Origin of the sequence: Herbaspirillum lusitanum, from assembly GCF_026127345.1 — a bacterium.
Classification (GTDB): Bacteria; Pseudomonadota; Gammaproteobacteria; order Burkholderiales; family Burkholderiaceae_D; genus Herbaspirillum; species Herbaspirillum lusitanum.
Genome location: NZ_QXFG01000003.1, coordinates 324,506 through 338,286, shown reverse-complemented (window position 1 = coordinate 338,286; position 13,781 = coordinate 324,506). Strand labels below are relative to the sequence as shown.

The window sequence follows — 13,781 nt, the reverse complement described above, 5'->3', positions numbered from 1 at the left end:
CGGCGCGCGTTCAGCCGATCGCCGCAATTTTTGCCAATAATTCCAGCGCATCCACTGGTTTGACGACATAGTCGCACGCCCCCTGGCTCAAGGCCCAGATGCGATCGGTTTCCTGGTCCTTGATGCTGCACATCATGATCGGGATGTCCTTCAGGCTGGGATCGCGGGTCATCTGGCGCGTCATCTGAAAACCATTCTTGCCGGGCATGACGACATCCATCAATACCAGTTCCGGCCGGTTGCACCGAATCTTTCCCAACGCCTCTTCGCCGTTGCCGGCGGTGTCGACGTCAAACCCATGCTTGCTCAGGATCTCGGTCAGGAGATAGCGGTCGGTCGGCGAATCATCGACGACGAGAATTTTCTTGATCCCCATTGCACTGTTGCTCCGTACCTGAGAAGTGCTTTTTGCTATAAATGCGCGGCTGCGGCCTGCCCCCCGGCGTATGTCCTGACGGCCTGCAACATGCCGTCTTCCGTAAATGGCTTGGTCATGAACGCTGCGGCGCCGACGATGGCGCCGCGCGCCCGGTCGAACAACCCGTCCTTGGACGACAGCATGACCACGGGAGTTGCATGAAATCTTGCATTTTTTTTAATTAATGCACAAGTCTGGTAACCGTCGAGCCGAGGCATCAAGACGTCGCAGAAAATCAGGTCGGGGGTGCAATCGCCAAGCTGGGAGAGTGCGTCGAAGCCGTCTTCGGCCAGCATGACCTGGTGACCGGCCTGCCCGAGGAACAGCGCAGCGGAGCGCCGGATGGTGGCGCTGTCGTCGACAACGAGGATCGTGAAGCTGTGGCGGGCTTGCACATCAGTCATCAGAACTCCGTGGAATGGTTGCAACAGACGCGAAGGGGTGCTGTTCAACTGTATCGTTTCAGTTGAACCGTTCCAGCCGCCGTCAGCCTGCGTTAGCCGACTATAGCAAAGCGGCCGCCGACGCATAAATGGAACAAGCCCGCTTTGCCCCCTCATTTGAGAGCAAAGACGAGCTTGCGGGCCGTTCCTGACGGAAACTTCGCGGGCGTGAGCCCTTCCGGGATCAAGCCGGGTCAGTGAATCAGAGCGCCACCATTTCAAAATCTTCCTTGCGGGCGCCGCATTCCGGACAGGTCCAGTTGATTGGAACGTCTTCCCAGCGTGTGCCGGGAGCGATGTCCTCGTCTGGCAGACCGGCTTCTTCATCGTAGACCCAACCACAGATCAGGCACATCCAGGTCTTGTATTCTGTTTTGCTATCGCTCACGGCTGACTTCCCTCAATTCAATCTAAAGTAAAATGGTAAACCAGATATCTTAATCTACTCGTCGTGCAAAACCAAACATCTCCACTGATATTAACCTTTGGCGCAGCCGACCCGGTCGGCGCAACCGGCATCCAGGCCGATCTGGCCACTTTTGCCGCCATGGGCTGCCACGGCCTGTCCATCATCACCTCCATCCTGGTGGGCGACACCGCGCGTATCGAGGACATCCAGGTCATTGACGTCGACTGGATGGCCGACCAGGCCCGCGTCATTCTGGAAGATATGCCGGTAGCGGCTTTCAAGGTCGGTGCGGTGGGCAGCATCGAGAATATTTCGGCGATTGCGGAAATCGTTTCCGACTATCCGGATATTCCCTTGATCCTCGATCCGTTCATCACCGCCATGCCCAGCCAGGAAGGCGACGACGATGACAACCTGATCGCGATCCGCGAATTGCTGATTCCGCAAACCACGCTGATGCTGGCTTCGGCCGTCGAACTGAACCGCCTCGCCGAAACCTGGCGCGAACCGGTGCCCAGCGATGCATTGCAGCTTGATGCCATGCGCATCGTCGAAATGGGTTGCGAATACCTGTTCGTCACCGGCATGCCGGGCGGCGATTCGCACGAAGTCGCCAATGCGCTGTTCGACGAATCCGGCGTGATTCGCCGCGATAGCTGGCAACGCCTGCCGGGCTCGTTTACCGGCGCCGGCTCGACCTTGTCGGCCGCCATCTGCGCCATGCTGGCCAACGGCCTGGAAATTCCCGAGGCCGTCTCCGAAGCGCAGGAATTCACCCTTGCCGCTTTAGCCCACGCACAACGTCTGGGCATGGGCAAACTGATCCCCGACCGCTATTTCTGGGCGCGCGAAAACGACGCACCCAATTAATCCTTTTCCATTCCGTATGAACGCACACAGCCCACGCAATACCAACGAATCCCTGTTCGCCCGCGCCCAGAAAACCACGCCCGGCGGCGTCAACTCGCCGGTGCGCGCCTTCCGCTCGGTCGGCGGCACGCCGCGCTTCATCACCAAGGCGCAAGGCCCGTATTTCTGGGACGCCGAAGAGCGCCGTTATATTGACTACATCGGCTCCTGGGGTCCGGCCATCGTCGGCCACGCCCACCCGAAGGTGGTGCAGGCGGTGCAGGAAGCGGCAGCGCGCGGCCTGAGCTTCGGCGCACCGACCGAAGGCGAGATCGACATGGCCGAAGAAATCTGCAAGCTGGTGCCTTCCATCGAGCAGGTACGCCTGGTCTCGAGCGGCACCGAAGCGACCATGAGCGCCCTGCGCCTGGCGCGCGGCGCCACCAAGCGCGACAAGATCGTCAAGTTCGAAGGCTGCTATCACGGCCATGCCGATTCCTTGCTGGTCAAGGCCGGCAGCGGCTTGCTGACGTTCGGCAACCCGACCTCGTCGGGCGTGCCGGAAGATTTCGTCAAGCACACGCTGGTGCTCGACTACAACAACACGCAACAGCTGGAAGAAGCCTTCAAGGCCGCCGGCAACGACATCGCCTGCGTGATCGTCGAGCCGGTGGCGGGCAACATGAACCTGGTGCCGGCAACGGCGGAGTTCCTGCAGACCATGCGCCGGCTATGCACCGAGTACGGCGCGATCCTGATTTTCGATGAAGTGATGTCCGGTTTCCGCGTGGCATTGGGCGGCGCCCAGTCGCTGTACGGCATCACGCCCGACCTGACCGCGTTGGGCAAGGTCATCGGCGGCGGTCTGCCGGTCGCTGCGTTCGGCGGCCGCGCCGATATCATGAAGCATCTGGCGCCGCTGGGCGGCGTGTACCAGGCCGGCACGCTGTCGGGCAATCCGGTCGCGGTCGCAGCGGGCCTGAGCACGCTGAAGATCATCCAGGAAGCCGGTTTCTATGAACAACTGTCGGCGCAGACACGCAAGCTGACCGACGGCCTCAGCGAAGCTGCCCGGGACGCGGGCGTAACGTTCTCCGCCGATACGCTGGGCGGTATGTTCGGCCTGTACTTTTCGGCTGCGGTGCCGACCAGCTATGCCGAAGTCATGCAAGGCGACAAGGAACGCTTCAACATGTTCTTCCATGCCATGCTCGACCAGGGCGTGTATCTGGCGCCGTCGGCGTTCGAAGCGGGCTTTGTATCGGCACAGCATGACGACGCCGTCATTGCGGAAACTCTGGTGGCGGCGCGCACGGCTTTCGCGGAGATCGCCAGCTGAATTGAGGATGATCGGAAGCTGAGTCGCTGATACTTTCAATCCCCCATCGATTTGCCGGTATCGGCAAATCGGCGGCACAAAACAAAAAAGGACGCTTGCGCGTCCTTTTTTACGTCTTGGAAGACGGATCCGGCGGCTTGTTGAGTTAAGCCGAGAAAGACGAACCGCAACCGCAAGTGGTGGTGGCATTCGGATTCTTGATCACGAATTGCGCGCCTTCCAGGTCGTCCTTGTAGTCGATCTCTGCGCCGACCAGGTATTGGTAGCTCATCGAGTCGATCAACAGCTGGACGCCGTTCTTGGTCATGGTGGTGTCGTCTTCGTTGACGATTTCATCAAACGTGAAACCGTACTGGAAGCCGGAGCAACCGCCACCCTGCACGAACACGCGCAACTTCAGGTCTGGGTTGCCTTCTTCTTCGATCAGTTGTGCAACCTTGGCGGCGGCGCTGTCGGAAAAGACCATCGGGGCTGGCATCGATGTTTCGGGGATTTCGGCTACGGCATTCATATCAGGCTCCTGCGTCTGCGGACAATGAAGACATTATAAGTCGTCTGGAAAAATCATGCATCGCCGCCGGCCGAAGCGGCCAGCTTGAGCACCGGCGCCTCTTCGGTCTGGCCATGGCTGAGCTTGCCGGACACCAGCGCGCCGCCGTGCATTTCCAGAGCTTTGTAATATACATCTCCGGTTATGCGGGCTTTCGGCTGTAATTCAAGTAGCTCGACCGAATGAACATCGCCGATGATTTCGCCATTGACGATCAGGTGCACCGCGCGGATTTCTCCGACGATCTTGGCATGCTCGGAGATCACCAGCACGCTCGGCTGGCCGGCTTCGGCGTTGATATTGCCCTTGATGTGGCCGTCAATGCGCAATCCGCCCTTGAAATGGACGTCGCCATGGATACTGGTGGAAATGCCGATCAAGCTGTCGATCGTGCTTTTGGATTTACGTCCCAACATGATTCACCTCACAAATTCACGGATTGCTGGGCGCGCATCTGGCCTCTTTCGAGTACGCGAGCCTGAATCGCCTTGATGGTTGCACCCTCGGGCAGAGTCAATACGCCCTCCACCCGCTGATAGTACTTGAATGCGAGCTTGTAGCGCGCCGGATCTGTCGCGTTTTGTTCGGGGAAGTTGATAATAACACTTTTGCCGCCCTGCAACACTGTCACCGCAAGTTGCAGGTTGCCCACAAACTGACGCCCCTTTTCGCCTTGAATCGCGAGCAATTGATAACGCACCTGGTTCGGCACGACCACTTCCGCTTTCAGGCGCTGGATGGTGATGCCGTCGACACCGACGTTGGTTGGCAGCAAGCTTTCAAAAAACGACAGGTCTTCCTTGAGCTTGTTGTTTTCCGTCACCAGCGTCTTGATCTGCCCGGCCAGCTGCGCCTGCGCCGAGCGCTCGATGTTGAGCTGGCTTTCGGCGGCATTGGCGCTGGTCGACAATTGCTCGCGCTCGGCGCTGAGCTTCTTGACCTGCTCTTTCAGTTCGACCACCTGGTCGCGCATGCCGTCCGGATTCAGGCCGGCAAAGTTGTTGCGTCCAAGGTCGTAAGCCAGCATCGCCAGCGCGCCGCCGAGACCGACCACCACCGCCAGGAACACTGCACGCAGCGGCCAGGGCATGTGACGCTTGATGGTCATCTTCGGCGCCGAAATCGACATGCGCCGGACCCATAACTTGTACTTCACGGCAGAACCGGCACGTGCAGCAGGCCGGTGGTTTCCTCCAGGCCAAACATCAGGTTCATGCATTGCACGGCCTGGCCGGACGCGCCCTTGACCAGATTGTCCTGGACCACCAGCACCACCACGGTGTCGCCGTTGTCCGGACGGTGCAGAGCGATGCGCAACATGTTGGAAGCGCGCGTGGTGCGGGTTTCCGGATGCGCGCCGAACGGCATCACGTCAATGAACGGTTCGTCCTTGTAGGCGTCTTCAAACAACGCCTGCAATGCGGCATTGTCGATGTCCTTGGTCAGGCGCGCGTACAGCGTCGAATGCATGCCGCGGATCATCGGCACCAGATGCGGCGTAAACAGCAGACCGACCTTGTCGCCGGTCAAGGTGCTGAGGCGCTCGACGGTTTCCGGCGAGTGGCGGTGGCCGGACACGCCGTAGGCCTTGAAATTGTCGGAAGCTTCCGAAAACAGCGTGGCGATCTCGGCCTTGCGGCCGGCGCCGGAAACGCCCGATTTGCAGTCGGCGATGAGGTGCGACGCATCGATCACACCAGCCTTGAGCAAAGGCGCAAAACCCAGTTGCATGGTGGTCGGGTAGCAACCCGGATTGCCGACCAGACGCGCCTTGCGGATGGCGTCGCGATTCAGTTCGACCAGGCCGTAGGCGGCTTCCTTGAGCAGCTCAGGGCAGCTGTGCGGCATCTTGTACCACTTCTCGAACGCGGCGATGTCTTGCAGGCGGAAATCCGCCGCCAGATCGATCACCTTGACGCCGGCGGCCAGCAACTCCGGCGCCTGGGCCATGGCGACGCCATGCGGCGTGGCGAAAAAGACAACGTCGCAGTCGGTCAGTTTGGCTTTGTCGGGCGAGGAGAAGGCAATATCCACGCGGCCGCGCAGCGACGGATACATTTCCGCTACCGGCATGCCATCTTCCTTGCGCGATGTCACTGCCTGCAACTGCACTTCCGGATGCGCGGCGAACAGGCGCAGCAACTCCACGCCCGTGTAACCTGTGCCGCCGACGATACCAACCTTGATCATGTTTTTTCCTTGCTGAACGGGCTTTCCCGGGAGCCTTTGATTTTAACAGGAGAATATTTCTGTCACATTACCCTAAGGCCCGCCGATTCAAAGCGCAAATAAGGGCGAAAAATCCGCCCCGGAATGCAAAAAGCCGCCAGGCTTGCGCCGGCGGCTTTTCGTTGTGCTGAAAAGCACGCGTCGATATTAACGCTTCGAGAATTGTTTTGCGCGACGAGCTTTGCGCAGACCAACCTTCTTACGTTCGACTTCACGTGCATCACGTGTAACAAAACCTGCCTTGGACAGTTCCGGTTTCAGTGTTGCATCGTAGTCGATCAGAGCGCGGGTGATGCCGTGACGAACAGCACCAGCCTGGCCGGATTCACCGCCGCCGTGGACGTTGACCATGATGTCGAAACGCTCGACGTTGCTGGTCAGTTCCAGTGGTTGACGAATCACCATCAGACCGGTTTCGCGCGAAAAGTATTCATTCGCTGGCTTGCCGTTGACGACGATCTTGCCCGAGCCGGACTTGATGAAAACACGCGCCACTGCACTCTTGCGACGGCCGGTTCCGTAATTGTAGTTACCGATCATGTCTATTCCTTAGAGTTCGAGTGCTTTAGGTTGCTGAGCAGCGTGCGGATGGTTGCCATCTGCATAAACCTTCAGCTTCTTGATCATCGCGTAGCCGAGCGGGCCCTTGGGCAACATGCCCTTGACCGCTTTTTCCAGCGCGCGACCTGGAAAACGCTGTTGCATTTTCAGGAAATTGGTTTCGTAGATGCCGCCTGGGTAGCCGCTGTGACGGTAGTACGTCTTTTCAGTTGCTTTGGTGCCAGTGACACGCAGTTTGCCTGCATTGATCACAACGATGAAATCGCCGGTGTCAACGTGCGGAGTAAATTCTGGCTTGTGCTTGCCGCGCAGTCGGAGTGCCACTTCGCTGGCAACACGTCCGAGGACTTTGTCCGTCGCGTCAATCACCAACCACTCGCGCTTTACCTCATGGGCTTTAGCGGAAAAGGTTTTCATGATGACTTCCTAATATTAAAAATAAACGCTCAATTTGGCGGTTCTGCGACTATCGAAGCGGCGTGCTGCACATGCTGCCTCGTGATGCCAAACGCAGACTCTTCCTTGTTATCTTTCCCAGAGCGAACGGAAAGCCGAGAATTATAGCCTTTTCAAGGACTTAGCGTCAAATCCTTTATTCCCGGAGCCGCGCGCAGTGGCCTTTTCGGCACATTTGTCTATGAAGCTGCACCGGGCGGCAAGACAAAAAAAACCCGGAACGAGGGTTCCGGGCTTAAATCCACACCAAAGGAGGAGGGTGGAGGAGACAGGGTTGATTGCGTCGAGAACGTCAATCAGTGAATTCAATATAGCAAACGAAATTGTGCACTGCAAGATTTAATTTGTACTATGTAGCGCAATTTAAAATAGAGGAAAAGCAATAGTTTTTGCTGCTTCGCAATATGCATTTTTTTGCCTATTCGCGAATCCTCGGCGCGATCATGGCAAACCCGGTTTGCCGGAAAAGTTACAATAGCCGCCTCCCCTATCAATCGAATGAGAACGCATATGGAATGCACAGTACGTTGGACCGGCCTCTCCTCAGGCATGACCTTCCTCGCTGAAACCGGCTCCGGCCACGTCGTCGCCATGGACGGCGCGCCCGACGGCGGCGGCCGCAACCTGGCGCCGCGCCCGATGGAAGTGGTGCTGCTCGGCACGGGCGGTTGCACGGCCTACGATGTGGTGGTGATTTTGCGCAAAAGCGGCCAGGACATTCGCGGTTGCGAAGTGACGCTCAAGTCGGAACGCGCCGAACAGGATCCGAAAGTGTTTACCAAGATCCACTTCCATTTCACCGTACGCGGCCGCAATCTCAAGCCGAACGTGGTGGAGCGCGCGATCAAGCTGTCGCACGACAAGTATTGCTCGGCCTCGATCATGCTGGAAAAAACAGCGGAAATAACGCATTCGTTTGAAATCGTCGACGACCTCGCCGACCCGCCGCAGCAGCTGCAGCAGCAATAAGCCAAGGGCAACTTGACGATCATTGAGGCGATCCCGGCCGCGACGGCCGGGCCCCTCAACCTTGCGCTCAGACCCGGTAAGCCACCGTGGTCATGACCTTCGACATGATCTTCATTGCGCCGCGGATGGCCGCCGGCATCTCTGCCGCGCCGAGGGCCTTGGCGGCCTCGCCGTGCTCGACTTCATCCTTGCGCATCTGATCGACGATGGCGCGCGATTTGGCGTCTTGCGCCGGTAACTTTTCCAGATGGCTGATCAGGTGCAACTCGACCTGGCGTTCGGTTTCAGCAACAAAACCAAGATTGCGCGCATCGCCCACGCGCGCGGCGATTGAGCCGAGCAGGTAAGAGCCGACGTACCATAATGGATTGAGCAAGCTGGTGTGCGAGCCGAGTTCACGCAGGCGCTCGGCGGTCCACGCCAAATGATCTTCTTCCTCTATTCCCGCATGCGCGAATTGCTGCTTGAGCGCCTGCGCCTGGGTGAAACGCCCCTGCGCGTCGTACAGCGCCTGTGCGCACACTTCACCGACATGGTTGACGCGCATCAGGCCGGCGCTATGCCGCTTTTCAGCATCGCTCATGGCGGCGTCGCCGATCTGCGCGGCCGGATTCGGACGTGATGACGCCACCACGCCGCTGACCACGCGCAAGGCCTTGTCCAAGTCATGAATCAGTTTATCGGCGAATAACATAGGCGCAGTCTCACTCAGGAAAAAACGGTTTCAACGATGCTCAACGATGCTTCAGGCCATCTTCCAGGCGATGGTTTCACCGCCGTTGAGCGGCACCACGCTGGTGTCGCCCATCGGCAATTCGGCCGGGATGGTCCAGTTCTCACGACGCAGCGTGACGCTGCCCTGATTGCGCGGCAAATCGTAGAAGTCCGGGCCGTTGAAGCTGGCGAACGCCTCCAGTTTGTCCAGCGCGCCGGCTTGGTCAAACGCCTGGGCGTACAACTCCAGCGCGTGCAACGCGGTATAGCAGCCGGCGCAACCGCAGGCGTGCTCCTTCAAGCCCTTGGCATGTGGCGCCGAGTCGGTGCCGAGGAAGAACTTGTCGCTGCCGGAAATCGCCGCGGCGACCAGCGCCTGGCGATGGGTTTCGCGCTTGAGCACCGGCAGGCAGTAGTAATGCGGACGGATGCCGCCCTTGAAAATCTCGTTGCGGTTGTACAGCAGGTGATGCGCGGTGATGGTCGCGGCGGTCGGGCCCTCGGACGACATCACATAGTCGGCGGCGTCCTTGGTGGTGATGTGTTCGAACACCACCTTGAGCTCCGGCATGTCGCGGCGCAGCGGCGTCATCACGCGATCGATGAAGACCGCCTCGCGGTCGAAAATGTCGATGGCCGGATCGGTCACTTCACCGTGGACCAGGAAAGGCATGCCAGTTTCCTGCAGCACTTCCAGCGTCTTGTAGCAGTTGCGCAGATCGGTCACGCCGGCGTCGGAGTTGGTCGTCGCACCGGCCGGATACAGCTTGACCGCGTGCACGAAACCGCTGTCCTTGGCCTTGCGAATTTCTTCCGGCGGCGTGTTGTCGGTCAGGTACAGCACCATCAGCGGTTCGAAATCGGAATCGGCCGGCAGCGCCGCCAAGATGCGGTCGCGATAAGCCGAAGCCAGCGCCACGGTGGTGACCGGCGGCTTCAGGTTGGGCATGACGATCGCGCGGGCGAACTGATGAACGGTGTGCGGCAACACGCTTGCCATGGTCGCGCCGTCGCGCAAATGCAAATGCCAGTCATCCGGACGGGTAATGGTCACTACGTCGCTCATCGCTGTTCTCTTTCCTGATCTTGTTGCTCATGTTTAACCGCCGTGCCAGGCATCGGCAGGCTTGTCTGCCCGAGCACGAAATCCCGCTATTTTACCGCAAGGGATGGCGCGCGCCGGCTGCGCCACATCAAGCCGCGCCTTGCCCGGAAATGCAAAAAACCGCTGCGGCCGGAGCCGGAGCGGTTTTGCCTGTGCTTGCATCGGCGGACACGTCAGCATCCGCAAATACAGCAAACTGATGCGATCAGTGCGTGATGATCTTGGCCAGGAAGTCGCGGGCGCGATCCGAGCGCGGCGAACCGAAGAAGTCTTCCTTCTTGCAGTCTTCCACGATCAAGCCCTTGTCCATGAAGATCACACGGTTGGCGACCTTGCGCGCGAAGCCCATTTCGTGGGTCACGACCATCATGGTCATGCCTTCTTGCGCCAGGCCGACCATCACGTCCAGCACTTCGTTGATCATTTCCGGATCGAGCGCCGAAGTCGGCTCATCAAACAGCATCGCGATCGGGTCCATCGACAGCGCACGGGCAATCGCCACACGTTGCTGCTGGCCGCCCGACAACTGGCCCGGGAACTTGTCTTTTTGTGCGATCAGGCCAACGCGGTCGAGGTACTTCAGACCTTTTTCGGTGGCTTCAGTGACGCTGCGACCCAGCACCTTGACCTGGCCGATGGTCAGGTTTTCGCGGATCGACAGATGCGGGAACAGTTCGAAGTTCTGGAACACCATGCCGATGCGCGCGCGCAGTTTCGACAGATTGGTCTTCGGATCGCCGACGGACACGCCGTCAACGGTAATCGTGCCCTTCTGGAACGGCTCCAGGCCGTTGACGGTCTTGATCAGCGTCGACTTGCCCGAGCCCGACGGACCGCAGACCACGACCACGTCGCCCTTGGCCACGCTGGTGGTGCAATCGGTCAGAACCTGGAAGCTGCCGTACCACTTGCTGACGTTATTGAGTTCAATCATTTATTTCTCCTAATTCCTGAATACGGTATGTCCGCCGGCATCAGGCGCATGCCGCGCCGGCGAGGGTCGTTAGCATTGGTTAGCGAATGATGGCGATCTTGTGCTGGAAGCGCTTGACGGTTTGCGACAGCACGAAGCTGAGCACAAAGTAGACCACGGCGACAAACAGGTACATTTCCACCAGACGGCCGTCACGCTGAGCGATCTTCGATGCGCTGGTGACGAAGTCCGGCACCGAGCCCAGCACGTAGACCAGCGACACGTCCTGGAACAGCACGATGGTCTGGGTCAACAGGATCGGCGTGACGTTGCGGAATGCCTGCGGCAGCACCACGTTGCCCATCATCTGCCAGTAGTTCATGCCGATCGCGTAGCCCGCAAACACCTGGCCGCGTGGAATCGACTGAATGCCCGAACGCATGATCTCGCAATAGTACGCAGCTTCAAACAGGATGAAGGTAATCAGCGCCGACTGGAACGCACCGACCTGGATCGGTTCGTTGGCGCCGATGACCCAGGCGCCGATGAACGGCACCAGGAAGTAGAACCAGAAAATCACCAGCACCAGCGGCACGGAGCGAATCAGGTTGACGTAAGTGGTGGCGATGAAGGATAGCGGCTTGTTGCTGGACAGGCGCATCATCGCCAAAAAAGTGCCCAGGATGACGCCGCCCACCATGGCCGACACCGTCAGCACCAGGGTGAACTTGAGGCCGGTCGTGATCAGGTAGAACCACGAACGCTGGATAATATCGAAGTCGAAATTAGAAAACATAGTTTAATGTCCTCCCGAGCTGGAGCTGCCGGTCGTGATGTAACCGGGCACGGCGGTGACGCGCTCGAGGAAGCGTGCCAGCATCAGCGCGATGACGGAAATGATGATGTAGATAACGGTGGCGCCGGTGAGCGATTCGAAGGTCTGGAACGTGAATTCGCGCATTGAGTAAGTCGCTGCGGTCAGTTCCACCAGGCCGATGGTCAGCGCCACCGAGCTGTTCTTGATGATCGCCGCAAACTCGTTGGTCAGCGCCGGGATGATGATGCGAAACGCCATCGGCAGCAGCACGTAGCGGTAGGTCTGCACGGGCGTCAGACCCAGGGCGGCGCCGGCCATGCGTTGACCGCGCGGCAAGGCGTTGATGCCGGTGCTGACCTGCACGGCGACGCGCGAGGACGTGAAGAAACCGAGTGCCAGGAAGGCGGTGACGAACGACGCTTCGGGCAGGCTCTTGAGCCAGTCTCCCATTGCGGCGGGCACCAGTTCCGGCATCACGAAGTACCAGAGGAACATCTGGACCAGCAATGGAATATTGCGGAACAGTTCAACGTAGCCGTTGGCGATCTTGACGGCCCAGGGCTTCTGGGTCGTGCGGATGGTGCCGATGACCGTGCCGAGAATGAGCGCCATGATCCAGGCCAGTACGGCCGTGGCGATGGTCCATTTCAGGCCGATCAGTAATGTATCGATGTAGGGGATGCCGTCGGGAGATTGCTCCCAGAATATGCCCCAGTTCCAGTTGTAATGCATAAATGCCCTCGTCTTCTCGTCTCGACTCGTTTGCGATCAAGAACTCCATTTGCATGGCGCTCTTCGGCTGCCTGCGCCGGCTTTCACTGAGGTGAAAGACGACTTCTGAGCAGGTCTTGCTTTTCTTCGCCAACTTAAACAAAACGGGGGACAACTCCCCCGTTTCGTTTTTCATGCTGCGCGGCAATCAGATGCCAGATGCCGCGCTTTCAAGCTTCTCTCCGACTTACTTCTTCTTCGAAGATTGCTTTTGCGCTTCAGGCACGGCTGCGTAAGCAGACGGTTCGCCGGAATCGGTTGGCTTGGCGAAGACGGCTTGCAGTTGCGGGCTCATCGGCACGTTCAGGTTGACACCCTTCGGTGGGATCGGCGATTGGAACCACTTGGCGTAGATCTTCTTGATATCGTCGCCCTTGTAGACGTTGACCAGTGCGTCATCCACGACCTTCTTGAAGGCGGCATCGCCCAGCGGCAGGATCAGGCCATACGGCTCGACCGACAGCGCTTCGCTGGAAACAACGTAGTCGCCAGGCGCCTTGGAGTTGGCAGCCAGCGACGACAGCAGGATGTCGTCCATGACGAACGCCACTGCACGGCCGGTTTCCACCATCAGGAACGCTTCGGCGTGATCCTTGGCAGCCAGGATGTTCATGCCCAGGTTGCGTTCGGTGTTCAGCGTGGTGATCTGCTTCAGGTTCGATGTACCGGAAGTCGACACGATGGTCTTGCCCTTCAGGTCATCCAGCGTCTTCAGGTTGGCAGCCTTCTTGGTCAGGAAACGGTTCGCGGTAACGAACTCGGTGACGGCAAAAGCGACTTGCTTCTGACGTTCCATGTTGTTGGTCGCGGAATCGCACGAGATATCAGTGGTGCCATTGGCGATCAGCGGAATACGGGTTGCCGAAGTCACGGGAACCATCTTCACGTTCAGCGAAGTCAGACCCAGTTTCTTCTGGATCGCAGTTGCCGCTTTCAGGCACAGATCGATCGAGTAGCCTTGATACGATTGCTTGTCGTCCAGGTAGGAGAAAGGAATCGATGCATCACGAACGCCCAGCGTCAGCGTGCCGGTTTCCTTGATTTTTTTCAGACGACCGGTGAACTCTTCAGCGTGGACCGAGCCCATCAAAACACTTGCCCCAACCAACACCCCTGCGAACTTTAATAACTTCATGTGACCTCCTGGAAAAATTTTTACGTAGTGTACCAAAAGCCATTCTTCAAAAATAGTCTTCATTCTTGAAAAGAGGCTATTTTGCGCTCAATTCAGCTTAGCT

General features: G+C 58.6%; 18 protein-coding genes. 3 read left to right on the top strand and 15 right to left on the bottom strand.

Annotation, left to right across the window (positions count from 1 at the left end; all coding sequences use genetic code 11):
- Window positions 1–10: 10 nt before the first annotated feature.
- The 3 genes from DXT88_RS02835 to DXT88_RS02825 form a co-directional block, all read right to left on the bottom strand.
- On the bottom strand, window positions 11–376 hold the full coding sequence (locus DXT88_RS02835) for a response regulator (RefSeq protein WP_321161096.1): 366 nt from the start codon (window positions 374–376) through the stop codon (window positions 11–13).
- A gap of 35 nt (window positions 377–411) precedes the next feature.
- Window positions 412–822 carry a response regulator gene (locus tag DXT88_RS02830; RefSeq protein ID WP_016832792.1) on the bottom strand — a complete coding sequence of 137 codons (411 nt, stop codon included), beginning with the start codon at window positions 820–822 and terminating at the stop codon, window positions 412–414.
- A gap of 241 nt (window positions 823–1,063) precedes the next feature.
- Window positions 1,064–1,216 (bottom strand): rubredoxin, encoded by a 153-nt coding sequence (locus tag DXT88_RS02825; protein ID WP_040503154.1) that lies wholly within the window; start codon window positions 1,214–1,216, stop codon window positions 1,064–1,066.
- A gap of 96 nt (window positions 1,217–1,312) precedes the next feature.
- On the opposite strand from DXT88_RS02825, the gene thiD reads away from it, so the two are divergent.
- Window positions 1,313–2,140, top strand: a complete 828-nt coding sequence (gene thiD, locus DXT88_RS02820) for a bifunctional hydroxymethylpyrimidine kinase/phosphomethylpyrimidine kinase (RefSeq protein WP_265211482.1) — start codon at window positions 1,313–1,315, stop codon at window positions 2,138–2,140.
- A 16-nt stretch (window positions 2,141–2,156) separates the two neighbouring features.
- Entirely contained in the window at window positions 2,157–3,458 is a 1,302-nt protein-coding gene (gene hemL / locus DXT88_RS02815) for a glutamate-1-semialdehyde 2,1-aminomutase (protein ID WP_265211481.1), read from the top strand.
- A 145-nt stretch (window positions 3,459–3,603) separates the two neighbouring features.
- Here the strand turns inward: hemL and erpA are convergent, their stop codons facing one another.
- From erpA to rplM, 6 genes are all read right to left on the bottom strand, one after another.
- On the bottom strand, window positions 3,604–3,969 hold the full coding sequence (erpA, locus tag DXT88_RS02810; RefSeq protein WP_016832796.1) for an iron-sulfur cluster insertion protein ErpA: 366 nt from the start codon (window positions 3,967–3,969) through the stop codon (window positions 3,604–3,606).
- A gap of 53 nt (window positions 3,970–4,022) precedes the next feature.
- Complete coding sequence (locus DXT88_RS02805) at window positions 4,023–4,424, bottom strand: bactofilin family protein (RefSeq protein ID WP_016832797.1); 402 nt, start codon at window positions 4,422–4,424, stop codon at window positions 4,023–4,025.
- 8 nt (window positions 4,425–4,432) lie between these two features.
- Window positions 4,433–5,137: a DUF6776 family protein gene (locus tag DXT88_RS02800; RefSeq protein WP_016832798.1), complete on the bottom strand. Its 705-nt coding sequence runs from the start codon at window positions 5,135–5,137 to the stop codon at window positions 4,433–4,435.
- A gap of 23 nt (window positions 5,138–5,160) precedes the next feature.
- Window positions 5,161–6,198 carry an N-acetyl-gamma-glutamyl-phosphate reductase gene (gene argC, locus DXT88_RS02795; RefSeq protein ID WP_265211480.1) on the bottom strand — a complete coding sequence of 346 codons (1,038 nt, stop codon included), beginning with the start codon at window positions 6,196–6,198 and terminating at the stop codon, window positions 5,161–5,163.
- 186 nt (window positions 6,199–6,384) lie between these two features.
- Window positions 6,385–6,777 (bottom strand): 30S ribosomal protein S9, encoded by a 393-nt coding sequence (gene rpsI, locus DXT88_RS02790; RefSeq protein WP_016832800.1) that lies wholly within the window; start codon window positions 6,775–6,777, stop codon window positions 6,385–6,387.
- 9 nt (window positions 6,778–6,786) lie between these two features.
- Window positions 6,787–7,215, bottom strand: a complete 429-nt coding sequence (gene rplM / locus DXT88_RS02785; RefSeq protein WP_016832801.1) for a 50S ribosomal protein L13 — start codon at window positions 7,213–7,215, stop codon at window positions 6,787–6,789.
- Window positions 7,216–7,764: 549 nt separating this feature from the next.
- On the opposite strand from rplM, the gene DXT88_RS02780 reads away from it, so the two are divergent.
- Window positions 7,765–8,223, top strand: coding sequence for an OsmC family protein (locus DXT88_RS02780; protein ID WP_029363117.1), 459 nt, complete (start codon window positions 7,765–7,767; stop codon window positions 8,221–8,223).
- Between the two features lie 67 nt (window positions 8,224–8,290).
- Here the strand turns inward: DXT88_RS02780 and coq7 are convergent, their stop codons facing one another.
- The 6 genes from coq7 to DXT88_RS02750 form a co-directional block, all read right to left on the bottom strand.
- Entirely contained in the window at window positions 8,291–8,917 is a 627-nt protein-coding gene (gene coq7, locus DXT88_RS02775; protein WP_016832803.1) for a 2-polyprenyl-3-methyl-6-methoxy-1,4-benzoquinone monooxygenase, read from the bottom strand.
- A gap of 51 nt (window positions 8,918–8,968) precedes the next feature.
- Window positions 8,969–10,003 (bottom strand): dihydroorotase, encoded by a 1,035-nt coding sequence (gene pyrC / locus DXT88_RS02770; RefSeq protein ID WP_265211479.1) that lies wholly within the window; start codon window positions 10,001–10,003, stop codon window positions 8,969–8,971.
- Window positions 10,004–10,247: 244 nt separating this feature from the next.
- Entirely contained in the window at window positions 10,248–10,976 is a 729-nt protein-coding gene (locus DXT88_RS02765) for an amino acid ABC transporter ATP-binding protein (protein WP_116434709.1), read from the bottom strand.
- 79 nt (window positions 10,977–11,055) lie between these two features.
- Window positions 11,056–11,751: an amino acid ABC transporter permease gene (locus DXT88_RS02760; RefSeq protein WP_016832807.1), complete on the bottom strand. Its 696-nt coding sequence runs from the start codon at window positions 11,749–11,751 to the stop codon at window positions 11,056–11,058.
- A 3-nt stretch (window positions 11,752–11,754) separates the two neighbouring features.
- Window positions 11,755–12,504 carry an amino acid ABC transporter permease gene (locus DXT88_RS02755; RefSeq protein WP_016832808.1) on the bottom strand — a complete coding sequence of 250 codons (750 nt, stop codon included), beginning with the start codon at window positions 12,502–12,504 and terminating at the stop codon, window positions 11,755–11,757.
- 226 nt (window positions 12,505–12,730) lie between these two features.
- A complete protein-coding gene (locus DXT88_RS02750; RefSeq protein WP_029363119.1) occupies window positions 12,731–13,678 on the bottom strand; it encodes an amino acid ABC transporter substrate-binding protein in 948 nt (315 codons plus the stop codon).
- Window positions 13,679–13,781 lie beyond the last annotated feature (103 nt).

Excerpts from the sequence above, each read along its gene's own strand:
- DXT88_RS02835 (WP_321161096.1), bottom strand. The coding sequence starts at position 376 with ATGGGGATCAAGAAAATTCTCGTCGTCGATGATTCGCCGACCGACCGC.
- DXT88_RS02830 (WP_016832792.1), bottom strand. The coding sequence starts at position 822 with ATGACTGATGTGCAAGCCCGCCACAGCTTCACGATCCTCGTTGTCGAC.
- DXT88_RS02825 (WP_040503154.1), bottom strand. The coding sequence starts at position 1,216 with ATGTGCCTGATCTGTGGTTGGGTCTACGATGAAGAAGCCGGTCTGCCA.
- hemL (WP_265211481.1), top strand. The coding sequence starts at position 2,157 with ATGAACGCACACAGCCCACGCAATACCAACGAATCCCTGTTCGCCCGC.
- erpA (WP_016832796.1), bottom strand. The coding sequence starts at position 3,969 with ATGAATGCCGTAGCCGAAATCCCCGAAACATCGATGCCAGCCCCGATG.
- DXT88_RS02805 (WP_016832797.1), bottom strand. The coding sequence starts at position 4,424 with ATGTTGGGACGTAAATCCAAAAGCACGATCGACAGCTTGATCGGCATT.
- DXT88_RS02800 (WP_016832798.1), bottom strand. The coding sequence starts at position 5,137 with ATGTCGATTTCGGCGCCGAAGATGACCATCAAGCGTCACATGCCCTGG.
- argC (WP_265211480.1), bottom strand. The coding sequence starts at position 6,198 with ATGATCAAGGTTGGTATCGTCGGCGGCACAGGTTACACGGGCGTGGAG.
- rpsI (WP_016832800.1), bottom strand. The coding sequence starts at position 6,777 with ATGATCGGTAACTACAATTACGGAACCGGCCGTCGCAAGAGTGCAGTG.
- rplM (WP_016832801.1), bottom strand. The coding sequence starts at position 7,215 with ATGAAAACCTTTTCCGCTAAAGCCCATGAGGTAAAGCGCGAGTGGTTG.
- DXT88_RS02780 (WP_029363117.1), top strand. The coding sequence starts at position 7,765 with ATGGAATGCACAGTACGTTGGACCGGCCTCTCCTCAGGCATGACCTTC.
- coq7 (WP_016832803.1), bottom strand. The coding sequence starts at position 8,917 with ATGTTATTCGCCGATAAACTGATTCATGACTTGGACAAGGCCTTGCGC.
- pyrC (WP_265211479.1), bottom strand. The coding sequence starts at position 10,003 with ATGAGCGACGTAGTGACCATTACCCGTCCGGATGACTGGCATTTGCAT.
- DXT88_RS02765 (WP_116434709.1), bottom strand. The coding sequence starts at position 10,976 with ATGATTGAACTCAATAACGTCAGCAAGTGGTACGGCAGCTTCCAGGTT.
- DXT88_RS02760 (WP_016832807.1), bottom strand. The coding sequence starts at position 11,751 with ATGTTTTCTAATTTCGACTTCGATATTATCCAGCGTTCGTGGTTCTAC.
- DXT88_RS02755 (WP_016832808.1), bottom strand. The coding sequence starts at position 12,504 with ATGCATTACAACTGGAACTGGGGCATATTCTGGGAGCAATCTCCCGAC.
- DXT88_RS02750 (WP_029363119.1), bottom strand. The coding sequence starts at position 13,678 with ATGAAGTTATTAAAGTTCGCAGGGGTGTTGGTTGGGGCAAGTGTTTTG.